Raw genomic sequence first — 19,809 nt, 5'->3', positions numbered from 1 at the left:
GACCGTCGTCACGGACCACTCGACGCATCTCGCCGAACGCCCTCGGCGATCTTGGTGTCGTAATGCTCGCGCGTTCGATGCTCGTTGGGTGCCTCTCCCCGGACCCGCTTGACGATGATCTCTTCATGCTTTTCCTGGCAGCCGTACTCGTCGGACGTGATCACCAACTCGGGCCAGGTGTTGTGCAGGGCACGCTTCAGCCACGCGTAGATCAGATCGGAGGAGTCGGCGTACGCGAGCATCTCGTCGTACGGCGGGTCGGTCACCACGGCAGTGATGGATTTATCCCGCAGGCCCAGGGCGGTCGCCGACCCCCGGGTCACGCTGACTGGTGCTCCTTGGATGTCGGTCATCAGGTTCGAGAGCGTCGACATGCTGCTCTTGCACAACGACGACCACGAGCCGGCGCCGGTGCCGATCCCCACCTCGAAGAAGTCCTGGGAGAAGGTGATTGATCCCTGATTGGCGTAGATGTCGTGAACCCCTGCGCGACTGATGTCGATCGTGCAACCGCGGGTAGCGCGGCGAAGCTTCCGAGCCACGACCGACCCGGCGTATCCGCTCAGCGCCCGCGCGTAGTCAGGGCTCACCCCTACCTTGTTCATGAGTTCGTCGGCTACCGCAGAGATGGACTGGGCGAGCATGGCGAAGGCCAAGGTCTGCCGATCGCACATGAAGTCCCCGTAGGTGCGCGCCCCGTAGATCGATGGTCCGATGATGTTGTTGTTGCCCGGTGCGATCCGTTCGTCGGGCACGGCACTCAGGAAGGGACTCGGATCGGACAGATCGCGTAGTGCCGCTGGCACTGCGGCGACAGCAGCGAGTTCCACTTCGGTGGGCTCCCGGTACTCCTTCCCGCTGCCGTCCGAGTGATCGGCCACCACGAGCAGCATGTCCGTGGCGCGCCCTTCGTCGGTGAGCCGCCGATGCACGTCGAGCGGGTGCACATGGCTACAGAACGGGCAGATCGCCGACTTTCCCGCCAAGGTGCGGCCCTCGGCTGTGCGAGCACGCGTCAGCGTGGGGGTACGCCTCGGAGGACCCTCGTGCACAACCGTCGCGCACGTGCCTGTAGCCGGGTCGGCTTCTATGTAGAACGACTGGCCAGGGTCGATCACGGGCGGAGCACTCTTGCTGCCTCGCTTCTTACCCGGTCGCCGCAGCTCGTACGAACCGGTCAGGGGGAAGCGGTTGCCGCACTCCTGGCAGGGGATGGCGATGGCCCACAGGTACCCCCATGGCTGCTTGCCGTTGACCTCGGGGTAGTAGTCCGACATTGCTGCAGTCCACCGACGGCCCACCTCATCAAGGGTGGCGCGAACGTCGACGAGCAGCCGGGGTCGGTCGTCGTAGAGGGCGTTGCTCTCCTCGGCGAAGGGCAGACGCGGTTCCTGGGACCAGTCCCGGAAGGGGAAGTCGGTGAGGAGCGTGCTGGCCAGCACCGCGACCGGGCTGTAGTCGACGCCGTGGGCCTCCAGCCCGAGCCGGCCTGCTTCCAGCGGGATCATGCCGCGGCCACTGAACGGGTCCAGGACCGACGCACCCTCAGGGTTGGCTTTCAGGATCTCATCGTGGAGCAGTTGCCAGGCGCCGTAGCGTCCGGACATGCCCTGCTGCACCAGCTCTTGAAGGCGCTGCTGTTCTGCCTCGTCCTCGGGCCAGGGCAGCAGCGAGCAGACGACCGCTGCCTTCGCCTGGGCGACAGGACGTTTCGCGAACCACGGGAACAGCCCGATCTCCGTCGACCCGCTGCCCCATCCTGCTGAGCTGTTCGCCGATACCTCGGCACAGGGGAACCAGCGTTCGATCATTCGGGTCATGCGTTGCTCCCGGGGGCGTTCTTGAGGCTGCTGCCGGGGACGCGGAACACCGCGTTCCCGGTCATGACGTTCGCGAAGAGGGTGGCGGGGTCCTGGTAGGCGCCGAAGAAGCGGCCTTTGCCGTCGGCGCAGTGGTCGATGACGTAGAGCCAGTACTCCTTGCGGTGCTGGGTCGCAATGAGGACTTCGTTGCCGGTCATGCGGATGCCGTCGCTGGCCGCGCTGCCGAGCACGCCCTTAACCTCGACGTGGCGGACCTGGCTGTTGCGGTGGGCCTCCAGGTCGTATCCGCGGCCCTCGGTGTGGACGTCGGCCACTGTCCAGCCGTCGTCCTCGAGAAGCTGCTGGACGTGTCGCATGGAGACGAGCTCGGCATCGACCTCAGCCTGAACGCGGGTGTCCGCTGTGGCCAGGACGCGGATCCGACCTATCTGCTTCGGTTCGGTCAGATGCACGTCCGCGAGCCGCTGCAGTTCCTGGAGCCGCTGGGCGGTCTGGGCCTGAAGCCGATGCCGCAGCTCAAGGCGGGCAGCGCGGTCCTCGATCCGGTCCGTCAGACTCAGGGGCAGGTTGTTCAGGTCGCGGCGGGCCTGTGCGAACCAGTCGGCGCGCACCTTTCGGTGCTCTGCGACGGTCGTGGCGGCCACTTCGCGGGCCGCTGTGAGCGCGTGGCCCTCCCGGGCAGGGTGTGGTTCACCGCCGTACTGGTTGGTGGGGACAAGGTTGGCCAGGGACTCCCACCGGACCGGCCGGGCGTTGCCGCTGTCGTCCACCTTGATCAGGGTGGCCCACACGCTGGCGCGCTTGCCGTTGCTCTCCGTCATCGTCGCCTCGTACGCGTACAGGTCGTACGGAGTGAGGCTGGTGGGGTCGGCTGCGGCACCAGACTGGTACAGGTCTTCGGCCAGGGTGTGCTCAGCCATGTGGATCAGGTCGCTGAAGCCGGGCTCGCCGGGGCCGAGGGTGATGGTGTCTCCGACGTCAATGCTCTCGGAGGCGTTGCGTACGGCGTCGCCGCTGGTCGCGACGTGAACTTCGCGCTGTCCGCCCAGGGTGGCAGGAAAGCCGGTGTTGCCGTTCAAGGTAAGCCGCCGGAACCCGGGGCCGGCCGCGGTCGGTGCGGACTCCAGCACGCCGGCGGCTGCGAGTCGGTCGAGGTATGCCTCGACGATGGCGGGGTTGATGCGTGCGAACAGGTCGCGCTGGAGCAACGTCAGTGCGGCGACCGCGTCCACCTGGCTGGCGAGGCGGCGCTCGTTGTCCCGTACCTTCCGGGCCGCCCGGGTGAGTTCCTGGGCCTGGACTGCCTGGGCTGCGTCGATGGCCTGCTGCTTCTTCACCTCGTCGTTGCCGTAGAGGTCCGACAGCCACTTGTCATAGTCGACACCCGTGATCTCTGCGACGGCCGACAGACTGTCGAACATCTGGCCGCGCAGCTCGTTCGCGGCCGTGACGAAGTTGTCCAGGAGACGGAGCAGGGTCGCGCCTTCCCGAGTGTCCGTGGCGACCAGGTTGTACAGGTAGACGTCACGCTGCTGACCGACGCGGTGGATGCGTCCCATCCGCTGTTCGAGGCGCACCAGGGACCACGGGATGTCGTAATTCACCAGTACATGCGCGGCCTGCAGGTCGATGCCCTCGTTGCCAGCGTCGGTGGTGACGATGACCTGGAACTCTGCACGCATGAAGGACTTGCGGGTCTCGTCGCGCTCGGCCTTGCTCTGACGGCCGGAGTACAGCTCGGCGGAGTACCCCTCGGCCTGGAGCCGCCGGGCGATCCACTCGGCCGAGTCCGCGTACTCGGTGAAGATAACGGCCTGCTCACTGTTTCCCGGCAGGATGCCGTGGGCGGCCAGACAGTCGTCGGTGAGCCGCTTCCACTTTGACGGCTGCCAGCGGGGATCAGTGATCGTTGCCTCGATCTGCTGCACCAGGCCGTTGATCGCGGTCCGCTCAGCCCTGGTCGAGGCCGAGACCGTGTGAATCACCTTCGCCTCATCGACCTCGGCCTCGTCACCGTGGTCCTCGCGATCGGCGATGAGCGCCGCCTCCGCCTCGCTCATCACCCCCATGTGCTCGTGACGCCGCCGCAGGGTCTCGGCCAGCGCGTAGAGGCTGGAGGCTGCTCGCTTGCCGTAGACCATTCGGGCAAGCGGCTGCGCCACGGGAGGGAAGAACCGGTCGACCATGTCGAGCGCAGCCTGATAGAAGCCGTACTCGGTCTGCGACAGCGGGACACGGTGGTTGTGCGCGGTGCGCCCCTTGAACAACCGGGTCGTGCCGTCGTAGTCGACCAAGTCCTCCTTCATCCGCCGCAGGAAGTGGATAGGCCCGGGACGCAGTGCACTGAGCTCGACGTTGGGGTCGCTACCCGGATCCGGGTAGATCTCGGGGTCGACCAAGTGCAGCAGGTGTCGGAAGAGCCACTCCTTGCCCCGGTGCGGTGTTGCCGTCATCAGCAGTGCCCGCGGGGTGTTCTTGGCCAGAAGCCGTCCAACCTGGTGGAAGCCGGCAGCAGTCGGCGTCAACCGGTGGGCCTCGTCGAAGACGACCAGATCCCAGCCGGCCTTGTCCGGGCGTATCGCGTCCTGCACGGCGGGGTTCACCGCTGCGAGCTCGAGAGAGACCACCCACAGGTCGTTGGAGTTCAGGGCGTCCTCACGCACCGTGGCCGAGGTGAGCTGACGCAGTCCGCCGCCCAAGAGCCTCTGGAAGTCGTCCACCCACTTGGTGGCGAGGTTTGCTGGGCAGACGATGATCGCCCGCTTGATCAGGCCGAGTCGCTGCATCTCACGGAGGTACAGGCCCGCCATGATCGTCTTGCCGGTGCCCGGTTCGTCGGCCAGGAGGAAGCGCAGCAGGGGCTGCGGAAGCATCGCTCCGTAAACGGCAGTGGTCTGGTGCGCGTACGGCTTCAGCGGCGTAGCCGCCATTGCGCTGGACTCGGCGTTGGTCGCCGCAGCATTCATCCATTGCGTCCACATGGCGGCCAGTACGCGAGCCGAGTCGGCCTTGCCGTCCTTAACGAGAGGCCGCACGGTCTCGGTGTCTCCAGGCGCCAGATTCACCTCGTGGCGTCGGTCGTCGTCATCGACGAGGATGAGGTCCCATGAACCGGACTCATCACCGGGCAGCGCGAAGCGGATCGTGGCGAACTCCGGCACGCCGGCGACTCGGACTCTTACTCTCTGGCCGCGGTTGAATAAGCCTTGGGGCTGCATGCTTACGCGTCTGCCCCGAGGCTTACTGATATCCATCTGCCGAGAATGGCCACATGCCAACTCACTGGACGTGGACAAGACATGTCCCGGTCCCTCCCCCTCGGCCACCTGCGGTTCCCCAACCCGGCCGACTAGCGAACCGTCAAGTTACCGCACGACCTGCGGGTTTCCAATACATGGGCCTAGGTAAGCGTGGCAGGTACAACTTGCGTCATCGGTGTCTTGCATAGTCTGGGGGCCTTGTCACGACCAAGTTGAGCCAGATCGCAGGGAGGTGAAAAGGGCCTTGACCCTTGATGCCGACACACAGGAGACACTGGACCCTGAGCTTGTTCTTTATCTGCCGGCCTCGAACAGCACCTCGAACTGAGTCGCTCACCTGGGGATTCGCCGGACGTGCGGGCGGCCTTCGTCTGATCGTGTGTTCCGACCAAGGAATGCACGTGACCAAGACGAAGGCCGTGAGGGTGAGTCTGCTGCCTGATGCTGTCCGGCGGGAAGCGTTCGCGGAGGCGTCACGCTTCCGGGGTGAGTTCTACGAGTGTCTGACCGCTCGGCGCGATGAGTTGTTCGAGTTGGTGGACGCGGTGCTGTGTGCGGACGGTGCGGTGAAGTCCCCGGTGGACCTGACCCTGTTGCCCGAGCATCGTCGTGGGCACGGAGCGATGTACGGCGGCCTGAATCGCGGCCGGATCGACGTCGATCGGCTGCGGACGGTGCTGGCCGGGCTGCCGCTGCCGCGTTTCGAGGGCGGGCGCCTGGTCCTGGCGGTCGATGTGTCACCGTGGCTTCGTTCGGACGCGCCGTGCTCGGCCGAGCGGCTGTTCTGCCACGTCTACGGCAGGGCGAAGACGGCGTCGCAGTTCATTCCGGGCTGGCCCTACTCCTTCGTCGCCGTGTTGGAGTCCGGCGCCACGTCATGGACCGCGATCCTGGACGTGGTCCGGCTCGGCCCGGCGGACGACGCGACCGCCGTCACCGCCGGCCAGCTGCGAGGCGTCGTCGAACGGCTCATCACTGCGGGCCAGTGGAAACCCGGCGACCCGGACATCACCATCGTCGCCGACGCCGGCTACGACGTCACCCGCCTGGCCTGGGTGCTGCGGGACCTGCCCGTCGAGATGGTCGGCCGCGTCCGCTCCGACCGCGTCATGCGCCTGCCGAGGCCACCGCGGACGCACGGCGTCAACGGCCGGCCGCCCAAGCACGGCCCGGAGTTCCGCTTCGCCAAGCCGGAGACCTGGCCCGAACCCGCGATCACCACCGCCACCGCGACCACGAACTACGGGAAAGCCGAAACCCAGGCATGGGACCGGGTCCACCCCCGGCTCACACACCGCTCCGCCTGGCTCGACCACGAAGGCGAACTTCCCCTGATCGAAGGCACCTTGGTCCGGCTGAAGGTCGAGCATCTGTCGAAGGTACGGGACGCTCCGCCGGTGTGGTTGTGGTCCTCGAAGACCGGCGCCGCCCCGGACGACATCGACCGTTGCTGGCAGGTCTACCTGCGCAGATTCGACCTTGAGCACACGTTCAGGTTCGCAAAACAGACCCTTGGCTGGACGACCCCGAAACTCCGCACTCCGGAGGCAGCGGACCGCTGGACCTGGATTCTGATCGTCGCCCACACCCAGCTCCGGCTTGCCCGGCCGCTCGCCGCAGACCTCCGCCGGCCGTGGGAGAAACCCACCGCCTCCGACCGGATCACCCCGGCCCGGGTCCGCCGGGGGTTCAGGAACATCCGCGCTCACCTCGCCTGCCCGACCCGTGTTCCCAAACCCACAGGCACTGGGCCCGGACGGCCACCCGGCGCCAAGAACAAACGCAGGGCACCCCGCTACGACGTCGGCAAGACTGTCAAACGCCCCGAGACCCTCAAGGCCATCGGCAAGCCTGGAAGATCCTGGTAGATAAAGATCAAGCTGAGAGCGTGTTTGAGATCTGTCGTGTCCCGTTGCTGAGGTGTTCGTTGAGCTCGCTGTGAGCGGTGGTGGGGGTGGGTATCCGTCGGACCTGACGGATGCGCAGTGGGCGCTGGTGAAACCGTTTCCCCCGTCGGCATGGGTGGGACCGAAGGGCGGGCGCCGGGAGAAGCATCCGCGGCGGCGGATCGTGGACGCGATCTTCTACGTGGTGCGGACCGGCTGTGCCTGGCGGCAGCTGCCGAAGGACTTCGCCCGTGGCAGACGATGTACTGGATATTTCACCTGACGGCACGACGACGGCACCGTCGAGCACATTCTCGACGCCCTGCGCGGCAAGGTCCGTAAAGCTGACGACCGCGACGTGGAGCCGAGCGCGGGCCAGATCGACTCGCAGTCCGTCCGCACGGCCGACATGGTCCCCGCGGCCACCAGAGGCTTCAACGCGGGCAAGAAAGTGAAGGGCCGCAAGAGATTCATCGTCACCGACACCCTGGGCCTGCTCCTGACCGTCCAGGTCGTCGCGGACGGACAGCCCCTATAAGCGGGGTCCTAGCTATAGCTGTTTGACCAGGTGGAAGACCTCCAGAGCAGCATAGCGTTTGAGGCAACGGACGATTTCGCGCCGGGTCTTGCCCTCCTTGATCCGGCGCTCGTAGTAGTCCTGAGTGCGCGGGTCGACCCGCAGGCGGGTGAACACGATGCGATGAGCGCGGCATTGCCTGACGATCGCCACCACGGTTGAGGCGACAGAACTGCCGGCGGCCCGAGGAACGCTCGACAGGACTGACCCCGCGCAGGGGCAGCGAAGGACGCCTCAATGTCCAGGCGTTCCGGGTTGTCCCCCACCGTGATCAGCAAGGCGACGGCCGTGTCCGGACCGACCCCCACCACGTCGAGCAAGCGAGGACACCGGGATTCGCACGGCACTCGCGCGTCCCCGCGACAGTGGCGATCCCATCGATGCCTCCGACTGGCTGTCGAAGGAGCCGCCGCCCGGACGGCTGGGACCCGGCGATGTAGTGGCGGCGAGGCTGGCGCTGGACTCCGCCCTTCAGCACCTGAAAGCACTCGCCGACACCCTCCCAGCGGGAGCAGACATCACAGCGGGACGAATCGACATCACGCACGCAGACCGACAGCGGTTGCTCGCAGCCCAGGAAGAGTGCAGGCGACTGGCCGCCGCACGGGCGACCCACCCCTGGCTGCCCACGACCCACGACCCGTTCAGTGCCGGCAGGGCTCTCTTCGCCACCGCACGCAAGGCTGAAGCCGTGGACTCCGCCAACGCGACGTATCAACCTTAGAGGCTCGCCTTGTCCAGGCTTTTCGGCGTAGGGGAACACGCTGGTCTTCTTGGTGACACGGCGTGGCTCTGTGGCGACGACCCTGCCGTCCCGCATCTTCAGGGGGTTGGTCGGTCGCGTTCGATGCTGGCGGCGAATGCCGCGGCCTGACGGACGCAGTCGGCGGCATCCTTGTTGATCTCCGAGCCGCTGAAGCGCACGATCCGCCAGCCGTCGAGTTCGAGTTCGCGCTGCCTGGCCCGGTCTCGGGTGAAGGCTTCGGGACTGGAGTGCCATGCGTACCCGTCGATTTCGATGCCGATCTTCTGTTTGGGCAGAGCGAAGTCGATGCGGTACCGACCGCCGAAGACTGGGTGCTGAGCCTCCAGGCCGTTCAACTCACGTGGCGTCTGTTGCACGTAGGCTCCCCAGAACGCCTGCTCAATAGGGGACTCAAGGTTGGGGGATAAGCGCACAACCTCCTTGAGGGCTTCAAGGGGAGTCGCGGCGACGATGGTGCTGGAGGCGCAAGAGAAGGCGAACCACAGATCGTTGATGGCGCTGTCCACGATCCCGATACCAACTTCGCTGGCCTCCGACAACCATCCGAAGGTCTGGGGTGTCTCGGGCGCTGCGATGACAATGGTCTTGCCGCGCCCCTTGGCGTAGCCGATCTCGACGAGCGTGCCGTAGGCAGTGAGGTCGTCGAGCCAGGCGAACACGATGTCTGCTGTGTCGATGGCCGAGAGGCAGAGTTCCCGTACCTGATTCCTCTTGGGCAGGTTTTCGTAGGTGAAACAGGGAACAGCACCGTCGTTGCCGCAACCGTGGGTATTGGGGCCGTGTCCACAGCCGTGGTCGTCGCTGACGAAGTACGGGCCAACGTAGTCGAAGAGGCCAAGAACGCTCGCTTCAGGACGGGCCACGGCTCGGAGGGGTGGTCATCGTCGACCTCCCAGGCTCCGCGGAGCCGGTAGCCGATCAGGTCGTAACGCCAGTCGCCTGGGCCGATCTTTCCGGCGAGATAGATGGACGGCATTGGAGCTCCCGGGCGGGTTGGCGCTGGTCTGTGGTGTGACGGTACGACAGGGGTGGTCTGTCCGTCCGGGGTTTGATCACGTCCGTTACCGGATGGTGCGGCCGTCGCGTTGGTGCGGGACGACGTCGACGTATTGCCTGCACCAGATCCTTGAAGCTCTCACGCGGCTGGGCCTCGTCGAGAGATGGCGGGTGCACGGTCTGGACCTGCTGCTCGACTTGCACGGCGGCCCGCACTCGGGGAGGGGGCGTACTGGTCATGCTCGTCGCCATCAGATTCACCTGCAATAAGCGACTTAGCTGGCACACCGGGCTCCTTAGCGCTGAATCGCCAATTCGTCAATCCAGCTTATTTGTTCGAAGCCCATCATTCGCGAGTTCGGCACCTCCGCGCGCGGCATGCCGACCGGCAACTTGTTTTTGCTAACCGCACCATTAGAGCGTGAGCTCGCCGTCTCTCAATAGGAACAATAGTACGCCTCTTCACTCGAAGCGAGTATGTACCGGATAAGCATGTCGCTCCTCAGCTTCCTGATGCCAAGATGCTTCCTGTTCCTAGTGTGCCGATGCGGGACGTCTGTTGGCCGATGGGTCGACGTACGGCCGCGACTCCCGAAGGGCCTCAGCCATGCCATCTTCCCCGGAATCCGACCGTCCTCTCGACGAATCCACCGAGGAGATCCGACGAAAGGAGCGGGAAATGGCCAAAGCTGAGGTCAAGTTGGCGCGCCGCGAACGGATTGTGAACCGGCTGCGAATCCTGCAGGTGTTCTTCTCGGTGGTCGCGCTCGCGACAGGCAACCCGGCTTACCGGTGGGCGGCCAGCTGCGCCCAGTGGGCCATGGAACGTTTCCGAGAATCCGAGTGATGTGAGGTAGAGCATGAGCGAGGTCAATGTCGATGGACCGTTTCCGATTCCGGTATCCCGTGAGAATCAAGAGGCATGGATCAAGGCCGTGCTGGCGACCGAGGGGGTGAATCTGCCCCGTGGTGCACTGGAGAACGTCGCCCCCTTCATCGTTGATCCCGATGACACGCTGAGTGAGCCCGACGCCCACGGTGTGCGCACGCTCAAGACAAGCGCGGTCCGGCGTATCCGCACAGACGCCGGTGACATGGTCGTCGCCGTCGTCCGGATGCACGGCGTCGGCGGTGTGCAGTGGGGACACAACGAACGGATCAGCTCAATCTGGCGCTCCGTCGCGGATCCGACGGTCGGCCGGGAGACCGAGAGGACCTTGGCTTCGGTCCGGCCATGGATGGGTGTCGACGACGATGGACGCAAGAAGTGTTTCGCCGCACTCGAAAGCGTCGTGGCCAACCGGCGCATGTTGATCATGAACGCCGAGGACGCGGCGGACGAACTGAAGAGGCGAGACCGCGTCCGCCCTTACGACCTTGAGGAAGACCTCGTCCTCAACGGGCAACAAGACCCCGGGATGTACGTTCCCCAGCAGGTGAGGATCGAGAAGAACCCGGAGAGGGGATCTGACGGCAACCCTCTTTACCCGGACGCCTATTGGGGGTGGATGGCAGTTCGAGGCAATAATCGCACACAGAAGCGGCAGTCGATCTTTCGTTTGACATCCAGTGAAGTGCTGGCCGGTGTCCCGGCGGAGAAACTGGAGCGAGAGGGGGACGAGATCATCTGCGACCCTCGTGACTGGCTCCCTAAATTCTCCGCCGTACTCAACAGGGAGTTCGCGGAGACGGGCGACGGTGAACTGGATCCGACAAACGGCTCACGGGCGCGACGCGCCGCGGCCATCGCCGTGGTGGACGCGCATCTGGTGATCGGCACCCCCACTCCGCAGCGGCTCTACCGCATCGTGCAGATGAACAACCGGCGCGATCACGTCCACCCGCCGCTGGAGTTCGACGCCCTCGACCGCTCGCGCGCGCTGGGGCGGAGCGTTCTCGGGATGTACGTGGCGCAACAGGTTATGGACGAAAAAACGGCAGAGGTCCTTTCCGGGCTCGCGCCGATCCGTGAACTCTCGGGCGCGTCGGCGGACATGACGGTCTCCGAGCTGCGAGACCTGCGCTCCATGAGGTTGCTGCAGGAACTGTTTCCGGTGGATCCGCGGAAACGTCATCTACTGCGGCGGGCGCTCAGCGAAAACCCACCATCTCAGCTCAAGTCGGGGGAAATCAACCAGCGGGCCCGCACGTGGTCCGCACTGACCTCCGAGAGCTACCCGGCACCATGGAACCCACGCGTGGGTCAGGTCTTCTCGACCCGGTCCCGGGAGGGAATCGTCCTCTCCGGACGCAGGCTGCCAGATCTGCTCGCTGCAGCGGACACCGATGACGACGCATTCGACGAACTGGTGTCCTATCGGGCGGCGCACTGGCTGGCTTCCTTCGGCATCATCGAGGCCGACCGAGGCTCACTCGACGGCCAGGAGGCGATCGGCGACGCAGGGGAACGGATTCGCCGATCTCGCAGGACCGTCATGAACTGCCTGCAGGCCCTGCGGCACGAAAAGAGCCGGATGATGGCAGTCGGCGTACTGAAGTCGCTGGCCGCAGCCATGGACGACGGAGACCGACGGCCCTGGCGCGTCAGCAGCTCCGGCAAGGAGATGGTGGGGCGGGAGATGACACCGCTCTGGTTCGACAGCGAATTCCCCAAGGACACCGGTACCCGGCCCCGCAAGACAGTGCATTCTGCACCACCATTGCTCACCACGGCGACGGTGCCCACCCCCCTCCCTTCGCCTACACTGCCCGCGCTCTCACCCATGACACCAACGCCCTCACTCGTGACATCAGCCCCTGTGCAACCCACCGCGGCGCCGCCCGCCCCTGCAGTCTCGGCCCAGTCCGAAGCGCCCGCCACCGATGAGACTGACGAAGCCGATAGCCCCATGCCCTCGCCCGAGGAACCGCTAACCCTTGAGACACTGGTGACCCGGGTCGAGGAGCGAATCCGTGGCCTGCACGCGGCCTCCGCCGAAGTCGGCGAACTCCTCGGCTACCTCGCCGACCAGAGCCGGGCGGCGTCTGTCGCCCAACCCATCGGCCGACACCAGGCCGATAGGACCGTGCGCCTCCTGAACCAGACGCTATCCAGGCTGCGCAGACTGCCCGAGCTCATGGAGGAGATGACGGAACCCGTCTGACGCAGTTCGTCCGGCGGGGCCCGAGGTGGAGTGGAACGGCGAGCGTCAAGGACGCCGCCGAGGCGTTCGGCTTCTCGAGATCGAAGAGCTACGACCTCGTTCGCCGCGGAGAATTCCCATGCCGCGTGCTACCACTAGGCCGCGCCGCCCGCGTCGTCACCGCCTCACTCCTCCGCGTACTCGAGAGCGGCGAGCCGGAGTACAACGGAGCCTCCAGTGCAAGCCCCAATCTGTCATGACCAACTGCACGACGACGCCCCGCCGCAGCAAGCCGGCGGGGCGTCGTCGTATCAGGTCCCCGTCTACGCAGGGCCCCCTCCGGAGCAAGCCGACGGGGGGTCCTCACGTGTCACGAGCGATCACAGGCGTGTCACCAACCCCGCAGACGCTGTCGCGTCACAAGGCCCTGACCTGGACTTACACGCTCGCCCTGGACCAACTGGACGCCCGTGGACGGTTTCTACGACATGTGCCAGGTGGTACCCAGTGAGGGGCCCAGCACGAGGACCGGGGCGTCTTCTGGCCCGTCAAAGCGGTATTGGAGGGTCTGCTGCGTCGTCTCGCTCATCCGCCTCACGCTCTCATATCTCACAATCTCTCACGACCGCGCGGTATGTCGTCCCCGGACCCATGCAGCCCACCCCACACTGTGGCAGCTCCACGAAGATCCTCCACGCCCGGCTTGACGTACCACCTCTTGGTGGTCAGGACGTTCGTGTGTCCCGCCCATCGAGCCAACAGGTGGTCCGGCACGCCCATATTGGCGAGGTAGGTGAAGCAGGACGCCCGAGCGTCGTACAGGCGCACCTGACGTAGCCCCGGAAGCGCCATGATCCGATATGCCCGCCGACGGAGTTGCTTGATGTTCCGGACCTCCCCCACCTCGTCCACCAGGACGTAGCCGGAGTCAATGTAATCCGGCCCGAGGGCCAGCTTTTCCTTGGCCTGGAGAGACTTGAACGACCGGAGCGTAGGCGCTGAGTACTTCGCTCAGCCCGCCCGGCGCGGTGGGCGGACTCCGAGGGAGCCGATGAGTTCGGAGATCCTCGCGGGGTCGACCGGGCCGGCGCACTGGGCGCGGGCCCGGGCGGGCAGCCGGCGCGGCAGCACACCGTGCGCGGTGTGCTCCAGGTCGAGGGCACCGCGCAGGAGGTCCGCGGTGACGGGTGTGGTGATCCAGTTGTGCTTGGTCTGCATTGTCTCCGCCTGTTGGTCACATCAGGGTGCGGGCCCAGTTCCGCAGCAGGGCGTCGAGGGCGTCCAGGATCCGTGACCAGCTCTCCTGCGCGTCGGGGGTGCTGTGGCTGAACCCTCCCGCCATCTCCAGGCTGACGTAGCCGTGGAAGACGTGCGGTTGGAGTCCGGTCAGCAGGCCGGCCCCAGGCCTCGGTCGCGTCTCCGGGTACGGAGCCCGACCCCGCAGGCGCGCAGCAGCGCCGGCAGCAACTCCGGCTGCCTGGTCGGCGGCAGATGCCTCCCCGCGTCTGTACGCCCGTGTGATCCGGACCGTAAGCGCGGAGTACAAAGCGAGCCACAACATGACCGTGGCACAGGACCGTACGAGGTCCTGTGCCACGGCGTGCGGCGTGACGAGGCGTCAGCCGACCGTGCCGGCGGAGTTGAGCACGCCCGCGCCCGTGGTGGTCGCCAGGGAGGTCGGCAGGTTCTTGGCGGAGGACTCCCGGCCCGCGTACAGGTGGGGGGCCCAGCTGACGGTGGTCTTGAGCTTCTTGGAGGAGCTCGCCTCGGCGTTGTAGGCGGCGGCCACGTCGGTGACCGTGCCGTTGACGAGGTTGCCGCTGCCCGCGATGGCGCCGGTGCCGTCGCCGTTGACGAGCAGGGAGACCTTGCGGTCGGCGGAGAGCTTCCAGTAGTTGTTCTCCAGCACGATCTGCGCGCCGGCCCGGGAGTTGACGGTGTAGCTGTGGGCGTAGCCGTTGAGCTTCGTCGTGTCGTAGTAGTTGTTGTAGATGTGCACCTGGCCGACGCGGGTCAGCGGAGCCCGCTGCACGATCCCGGCATAGACGTTGTGGTGGATGGAGACCCGCAGCTTGCCGGAGGGTTCGCTGTCGCTGCTGCCGATCAGCGTGGTCTTGTCGTGGTTGGTGAACCGGTTGCGCTCGATGGTCACCAGGTCCGAGCTCTTGGTGACGTCCAGCAGGCCGTCGTGGACCTGGTACTCGCGGCCGAAGTAGGTCTTGTTGGCGCTGTCGAGCACCGGGCCGTCGGTGAAGGTGTTGTGGTCGGCCCAGACGTGGGTCGTGGTGCGCAGCGTGACGGCGTCGTACGCGGAGTTCCAGTTGCCCGTCGAGCCGTCCGTGGGGTCCCACTGCGGGAAGCAGTCCTCGGGGCTTTTGAAGGTCAGGTTCCGGACGATGATGTTGTCGGCGTTCTTCAGCTGCAGGCTGCCGCCGAGGATCGTGGCGCCGGTGCCGGGGACGCCCACGATGGTGGTGTTCGACGGCACGGTGAAGACGACGCTCTTCGCCTGGTTGGCCTGCGCGGCGGCGCGGGCGGTCTCCTGGGTGCCGGACGGCACCTTGGAACGGCCCCAGGTCGACGGGTCGTAGGCCTTGAGGTAGGAGGCCAGGCTGTAACCCGTACCGGAGGCGTAGCTGTCGCAGGTGGCGGTGTTCGCGGTGATCGTGCCCTTGACCTGGATGATCTTCGCGGTGGTGTTCGTGGAGCTGCCGAGCGCCGCTACCAGCTGGGCCCTGGTCGACACCGTGTAGACATGCGCCGAGTCGGCCGTCGAGCCGCCGGTCGTGCCGGTGCCGCTGGCCGCCCAGCCGTCCTTGGCGGGCAGCACCTGGTGGGCGAGGTCGGTCGCGGCGTTCGCCTGCATGACGAACGGGATCGCGCCGAGTCCGGCGGCGGCCACGGCTGCGGCGGCGACCAGAGCGGTACGCCGGGTGCGCAGCGAACGGCGGTGAGTGCGGGATGCCACGGGGATGGGTCCTTACGGTGGAGCGAACGATCTTCTTGACTCGTCAGTAGTCACCGCGCGCCGAAAGGTTGCCGCCCACCAGCATATTTGTGCGACATCGACCCACCGTCCGGACCCGATCCCCGAGGTCGGGCTCAGCTCGCCGGGGCGTAGAAGGCGTATGTGGCGGAGTAGGGCACGCCGATCTGGTCGGTGCCGGTGCAGGAGGTGGTGGGGGCGAGGCCGCCGCGGGTGCGGAGGCGCTGGATGTAGGAGACATCGTTGAAGAGGCCCTTGCCGCGGGTGGCGGTGGCCTTGAGGAGGAGTTCGGGGACGGCGCCGTCGCGGGGGACGCTGGCCGCGGCGGCGGCGTTGACGGCGCTGCCGTCGCGGGTGGATATCCAGACGGGACCACGGGAGTGGAGGGCCACGGGCTGCTTGGCGCGGTCGGCCTTCTCCCAGAGGGTGGCCGCGGGCTCGAGGAAGGTCCACACGCCGTTGACGCAGGTGTAGGTCTGGACACCCTTGGCGTCCAGGACCGCGACGCGCTGGTTGCCGTCCGGGACCTGGAGCGCGGCGGGGATGCCGGTCAGTGGCGGGAGCGGATGCGCGGTCGCGGCGGCCTGGCCCGAGGTGGCCGTCACGAGGAGGGCCGCTCCGGCCGTGGCCAGGCAGGCGCCGGCGAGGGCGAGGCGCTTGGCGTGCTTCATGGTGGTGGTCTCCCGTTTCGTGATCGTTCTTCCGGGAGGTTTACGGGCGCGGCGGCCGAAGTACTGATCTCGCCGGGTCCGGGACAAATTCATTGACCTCAAGTCCGGTTAAGGCTTTAACGTTCTGCGTGCGCCCCGGGCCACGTCGGCCGACGGGAACCGAGCGTCGGCACGCCAGAATTCCGGAGGAACCCCCATGGACATGGAAGCCACCGCGTGGACATCGATGCACGGCGTGATGACCGCCCAACAGGAGCGCAGGCCCATCTCCCGGGTCACCCTGCGTCGCATCGTCTCCTTCGCACGGCCGCACCGCCGCCAGATGTACCGCTTTCTGCTGCTCAGCGTGGTCACCGCCCTGCTCGCGGTGGCCACTCCGGTGCTCGCCGGCCGCGTCGTCGACGCGATCGTCCAGGGCCGGGAGAGCGGCACGGTCACGCGGCTGGCGCTGCTCATCGCCGTCATCGCCGTCGCGGAGGCGGGGCTCGGACTGCTCACCCGCCGGCTGTCGGCCACTCTCGGTGAGGGGCTGATTCTCGATCTGCGTACGGCGGTCTTCGACCACGTCCAGAAGATGCCGGTCGCCTTCTTCACCCGCACCCGGACCGGGGCGCTCGTCAGCCGGCTCAACAACGACGTCATCGGTGCCCAGCGGGCCTTCAGCAACACCCTGTCCGGCGTGGTCTCCAACCTCGTCACCCTGCTGCTGACCCTCGCCGTGATGCTCAGCATCTCCTGGCAGATCACCCTGCTCGCCCTCGTCCTGCTGCCGGTATTCGTTGTCCCCGCCCGCCGGATGGGTTCCCGGATGGCGAGGCTGCAGCGCGAGGCCGCCGACCACAACGCCGCCATGGGCACCCAGATGACCGAGCGCTTCTCGGCCCCCGGCGCGACGCTCGTCAAGCTCTTCGGACGCCCCGCCGACGAGTCCGCCGAATTCGCCGCCCGCGCCCGCCGGGTGCGCGACATCGGCATCCGTACCGCCATGGCCCAGTCGGCGTTCATCACGGCGCTCACGCTGGTGTCCTCCCTGGCACTGGCCCTGGTCTACGGGCTCGGCGGCTACTACGCGCTGCGCGACAGCCTCGACCCGGGAGCCGTCGTCGCCCTCGCCCTGCTCCTCACCCGCCTCTACGCCCCGCTGACCTCACTGGCCGGCGCCCGGGTCGAGGTGATGAGCGCCCTGGTGAGCTTCGAGCGGGTCTTCGAGATCCTCGACCTGAAACCGCTGATCGCCGAGAAGCCGGACGCCCGCCGGGTGCCGGACGGTCCGGTGTCCGTGGAGTTCGACGGGGTCTCCTTCGGCTACCCCTCCGCCGACAAGGTCTCCCTCGCCTCCCTGGAAAGCGTCGCGACCCTCGACGCCCGTGGCGGCACCGAGGTCCTGCACGACGTCTCCTTCCGCGCCGAACCCGGACGGATGGTCGCCCTGGTCGGCTCCTCCGGCGCGGGCAAGTCCACGATCGCGCAGCTCCTGCCGCGGCTGTACGACGCCGACACCGGTTCCGTACGCCTGAACGGGGTCGACGTACGCGACCTGACCGCCGACTCGATCCGCGAGACCCTCGGCATGGTCACCCAGGACGGGCACCTCTTCCATGAGTCCGTCCGCGCCAACCTGCTCCTGGCCCGCCCCGACGCCACCGAGGACGACATCTGGGACGCCCTGCGCCGGTCCCGCCTCGACGGGCTGGTGGCCTCGCTGCCCGACGGCCTCGACACCGTCGTGGGCGAACGCGGTTACCGGCTCTCCGGCGGCGAGCGGCAGCGGCTGACCATCGCCCGGCTGCTGCTGGCCCGCCAGCGGGTCGTCATCCTCGACGAGGCGACCGCCCATCTCGACTCCACCTCCGAGGCAGCCGTCCAGGAGGCCCTTGGCGAGGCGCTGGAGGGCCGTACCGCCGTGGTGATCGCCCACCGGCTCTCCACCGTACGGGCCGCCGACCTGATCCTGGTCATCGAGCAGGGCCGGATCGTCGAACGCGGGACCCACACCGAACTGCTGGCCGCCGCAGGCCGGTACGAAGAGCTCTACCGCACCCAGTTCGAGCGCCCGCAGACGGAGGAGGCGCAGCCCGCCCGCTGACCCAACTGCCCGCTCGGGCGTCGACGGCGTCTACGACCGGGCGGTGGTGTCGGACCGCCGCTTTGCCAGGATGCGGCGGTTTCTGCCCGGAGCCGGGCGGGTGATCAGTTCGGTGCGGGGCGTGTGCGGCATGCGGTGGGTGCGGGCCTCTCCGCTGCGGTGATCCAGAACAGGACCCCGCACAGGAAGGCCACTGCCGCGTAGACCAGCGATTGCGTGACGGAGTCGTCCCGTGCGCCGGCGACGAGCGCGCCGGCTGCTGACAGTGCCAGGGTGATGGCCGGCAGCGCACGAGGGCGCCGCGTGATGCCTGGTGCGGTGGCGGGGGGCAGCAGCCGCTCCGCGAGGCTGTAGCAGGCGCAGGCCAGCACTGTGGCCCCCAGTACGTCGCTGGGACGGTGGTGGTGGATGGCCTGGACTGCGGCGGCGCTGACGGTGAGCCACAGCATGCCGGCCGTGGTGACGTACGGGCGGATGCGGGGGGAAGCGATGAGGGGGGTGCCGAGGGCCAGCCCGGCGGCGATGCTCCAGGGCCGGACCACGGCCCCGCGGAGGGCGCACGTCGTCGAACCGGCCCGCACGCTCTCGTGCCACCGCTCTCGCGGCCGGATGAGCCGGGCGACGGCTCAGGTGGATTCGCGGACCACCAGGCGGCACGGAACGGTGTGCAGGCCCGGCTCGGGCTCCGAGTTGATGGCATCCAGCAGTCGCAGGGCGGCCGTCCGGCCGATCTCGCCGAGGTCCATGTCGATCGTGGTCAGGGGCGGGCGGGAGGCCAGGGCCATGGTGTCCCAGTTGTCGTAGCCGACGATCGCGACCTGTCCGGGGACGTTCACGCCTCGCTCGCGCAGGGCGTCCGCGACGCCCCGCGCGATCTGGTCGTTGCCGCAGAAGAAGGCGTCCGTGTCCGGCGCCGTGCGCAGGACCGCGTCGGCGGCACGGCGTCCCCATGCCTCGCTCCACTCGCCGAAGTGGACGCGCCCGGTCGCCAGGCTCAGCGAGGAGCTCTCCAGCAGCTCGACCGTGTGGCCGGCGCGGTCCCGGGCGGCCGCGTGGTGTGCCGGGCCGGTGACGTGCGCGATCCGGGTACGGCCGGTGGCGATCAGGTGCTCGACGGCCAGCCGGGCTCCGCTGCGATCCTCGGAGATCACGGAGATGTCGGCCTCGTCCGTGGACGGGGAGAGGGCGTAGACCGTGGGGATGGGCTCCACCCCCTTCAGGGGAGGGCGGGCGTCGGTGCGGCGGCCGGTGACGATGATGCCGTCCACTCGACGGTCCATGAGGTTGGTCAGGTGGTGCTGTTCCCGGATGGCGTCGCCACGGGTGTCGCACAGCAGGACGGAGATCTTCCCGGCTCCGAGCGCGTCCTCGGCGCCGAGCAGTACGGGGGTGCTGAAGCGGCCGATGCCGTCGGTGGTCATCAGCCCGACCGTCCAGCTCCGGCCGGTGTGCAGGCTCTGCGCGTGCTGGTTGGGCCGGAACCCGAGCGTCTCCACCGCGGCCAGGACCCGTTGCCGCGTCTCGGGGCGCATCCTGCCGCTCCCGTTCAGCGCCTTCGAGGCCGTCCCCACGCTGACGCCGGCCAGTGTGGCGACATCGGCGAGCTTCGCCCGGCCTGAGATGGGAGTACGTGGAGCGTGGGCCACGAGCAATCCTTTTCCTTGGTGATGGTGGC

15 protein-coding genes and 2 pseudogenes are annotated in these 19,809 nt (G+C 67.4%); 7 read left to right on the top strand and 10 right to left on the bottom strand.

Translation table 11 applies throughout. The features are described from left to right. Positions 1–8 precede the first annotated feature (8 nt). Both RWE79_RS31145 and RWE79_RS31140 read right to left on the bottom strand, forming a co-directional pair. The gene (locus tag RWE79_RS31145; protein ID WP_475943412.1) at positions 9–1,820 is read right to left on the bottom strand and encodes a hypothetical protein; all 1,812 of its coding nucleotides are present in this window, start codon (positions 1,818–1,820) and stop codon (positions 9–11) included. Continuing rightward, positions 1,817–5,149 (bottom strand): helicase-related protein, encoded by a 3,333-nt coding sequence (locus RWE79_RS31140; RefSeq protein ID WP_475943411.1) that lies wholly within the window; start codon positions 5,147–5,149, stop codon positions 1,817–1,819. The genes RWE79_RS31145 and RWE79_RS31140 overlap by 4 nt, the downstream gene beginning before the upstream one ends. 359 nt (positions 5,150–5,508) lie before the next feature. Here RWE79_RS31140 and RWE79_RS31135 point away from each other — a divergent pair, with 359 nt between their 5' ends. The 3 genes from RWE79_RS31135 to RWE79_RS31125 all read left to right on the top strand — a co-directional run bounded on the left by RWE79_RS31135 (position 5,509) and on the right by RWE79_RS31125 (position 7,507). Next, positions 5,509–6,951 carry an NF041680 family putative transposase gene (locus RWE79_RS31135; RefSeq protein ID WP_475946201.1) on the top strand — a complete coding sequence of 481 codons (1,443 nt, stop codon included), beginning with the start codon at positions 5,509–5,511 and terminating at the stop codon, positions 6,949–6,951. 52 nt (positions 6,952–7,003) lie between these two features. Beyond that, complete coding sequence (locus tag RWE79_RS31130; protein WP_475943410.1) at positions 7,004–7,252, top strand: transposase; 249 nt, start codon at positions 7,004–7,006, stop codon at positions 7,250–7,252. A 75-nt stretch (positions 7,253–7,327) separates the two neighbouring features. Further along, positions 7,328–7,507 (top strand): transposase, encoded by a 180-nt coding sequence (locus tag RWE79_RS31125; protein WP_475943409.1) that lies wholly within the window; start codon positions 7,328–7,330, stop codon positions 7,505–7,507. A gap of 12 nt (positions 7,508–7,519) precedes the next feature. Here RWE79_RS31125 and RWE79_RS31120 read toward each other — a convergent pair. Both RWE79_RS31120 and RWE79_RS31115 read right to left on the bottom strand, forming a co-directional pair. After that, positions 7,520–7,884 (bottom strand): annotated as a pseudogene (locus RWE79_RS31120) (transposase); the annotation flags it as partial. 484 nt (positions 7,885–8,368) lie between these two features. After that, on the bottom strand, positions 8,369–9,175 hold the full coding sequence (locus tag RWE79_RS31115; RefSeq protein ID WP_475943408.1) for a DUF559 domain-containing protein: 807 nt from the start codon (positions 9,173–9,175) through the stop codon (positions 8,369–8,371). An 812-nt stretch (positions 9,176–9,987) separates the two neighbouring features. Here RWE79_RS31115 and RWE79_RS31110 point away from each other — a divergent pair. Genes RWE79_RS31110 through RWE79_RS31100 form a run of 3 tightly spaced genes read left to right on the top strand, consistent with a single transcriptional unit; the run spans position 9,988 to position 12,651 of the window. Next, the gene (locus RWE79_RS31110; protein WP_475943407.1) at positions 9,988–10,155 is read left to right on the top strand and encodes a hypothetical protein; all 168 of its coding nucleotides are present in this window, start codon (positions 9,988–9,990) and stop codon (positions 10,153–10,155) included. 13 nt (positions 10,156–10,168) lie between these two features. Continuing rightward, the gene (locus tag RWE79_RS31105; RefSeq protein WP_475943406.1) at positions 10,169–12,412 is read left to right on the top strand and encodes a hypothetical protein; all 2,244 of its coding nucleotides are present in this window, start codon (positions 10,169–10,171) and stop codon (positions 12,410–12,412) included. Further along, a complete protein-coding gene (locus RWE79_RS31100) occupies positions 12,358–12,651 on the top strand; it encodes a helix-turn-helix transcriptional regulator (RefSeq protein WP_475946199.1) in 294 nt (97 codons plus the stop codon). Before RWE79_RS31105 ends, RWE79_RS31100 begins: the two co-directional genes overlap by 55 nt. A gap of 826 nt (positions 12,652–13,477) precedes the next feature. On the opposite strand, the pseudogene RWE79_RS31095 reads toward RWE79_RS31100, so the two are convergent. The 4 genes and pseudogenes from RWE79_RS31095 to RWE79_RS31080 all read right to left on the bottom strand — a co-directional run. Continuing rightward, positions 13,478–13,609: pseudogene (locus RWE79_RS31095) on the bottom strand (lipase); the annotation flags it as partial. A gap of 16 nt (positions 13,610–13,625) precedes the next feature. Beyond that, positions 13,626–13,952 (bottom strand): TetR-like C-terminal domain-containing protein, encoded by a 327-nt coding sequence (locus RWE79_RS31090; protein WP_475946197.1) that lies wholly within the window; start codon positions 13,950–13,952, stop codon positions 13,626–13,628. A 57-nt stretch (positions 13,953–14,009) separates the two neighbouring features. Beyond that, a complete protein-coding gene (locus RWE79_RS31085) occupies positions 14,010–15,359 on the bottom strand; it encodes a pectate lyase family protein (RefSeq protein WP_475943405.1) in 1,350 nt (449 codons plus the stop codon). Positions 15,360–15,493: 134 nt separating this feature from the next. Then, positions 15,494–16,048 (bottom strand): DUF3455 domain-containing protein, encoded by a 555-nt coding sequence (locus RWE79_RS31080; RefSeq protein WP_475943404.1) that lies wholly within the window; start codon positions 16,046–16,048, stop codon positions 15,494–15,496. A gap of 196 nt (positions 16,049–16,244) precedes the next feature. On the opposite strand from RWE79_RS31080, the gene RWE79_RS31075 reads away from it, so the two are divergent. Next, positions 16,245–18,134, top strand: a complete 1,890-nt coding sequence (locus RWE79_RS31075; RefSeq protein WP_475943403.1) for an ABC transporter ATP-binding protein — start codon at positions 16,245–16,247, stop codon at positions 18,132–18,134. Positions 18,135–18,238: 104 nt separating this feature from the next. Here RWE79_RS31075 and RWE79_RS31070 read toward each other — a convergent pair whose 3' ends face one another. Together RWE79_RS31070 and RWE79_RS31065 are read right to left on the bottom strand one after the other, a co-directional pair. Continuing rightward, positions 18,239–18,715 carry a hypothetical protein gene (locus tag RWE79_RS31070; protein ID WP_475943402.1) on the bottom strand — a complete coding sequence of 159 codons (477 nt, stop codon included), beginning with the start codon at positions 18,713–18,715 and terminating at the stop codon, positions 18,239–18,241. Positions 18,716–18,760: 45 nt separating this feature from the next. After that, on the bottom strand, positions 18,761–19,780 hold the full coding sequence (locus tag RWE79_RS31065; protein ID WP_475943401.1) for a LacI family DNA-binding transcriptional regulator: 1,020 nt from the start codon (positions 19,778–19,780) through the stop codon (positions 18,761–18,763). Positions 19,781–19,809 lie beyond the last annotated feature (29 nt).

Source organism: Streptomyces sp. RLA131 (assembly GCF_056270125.1).
Note: the sequence above shows the minus strand (reverse complement) of the source record. Positions and strands in the feature narration are given on the sequence as shown.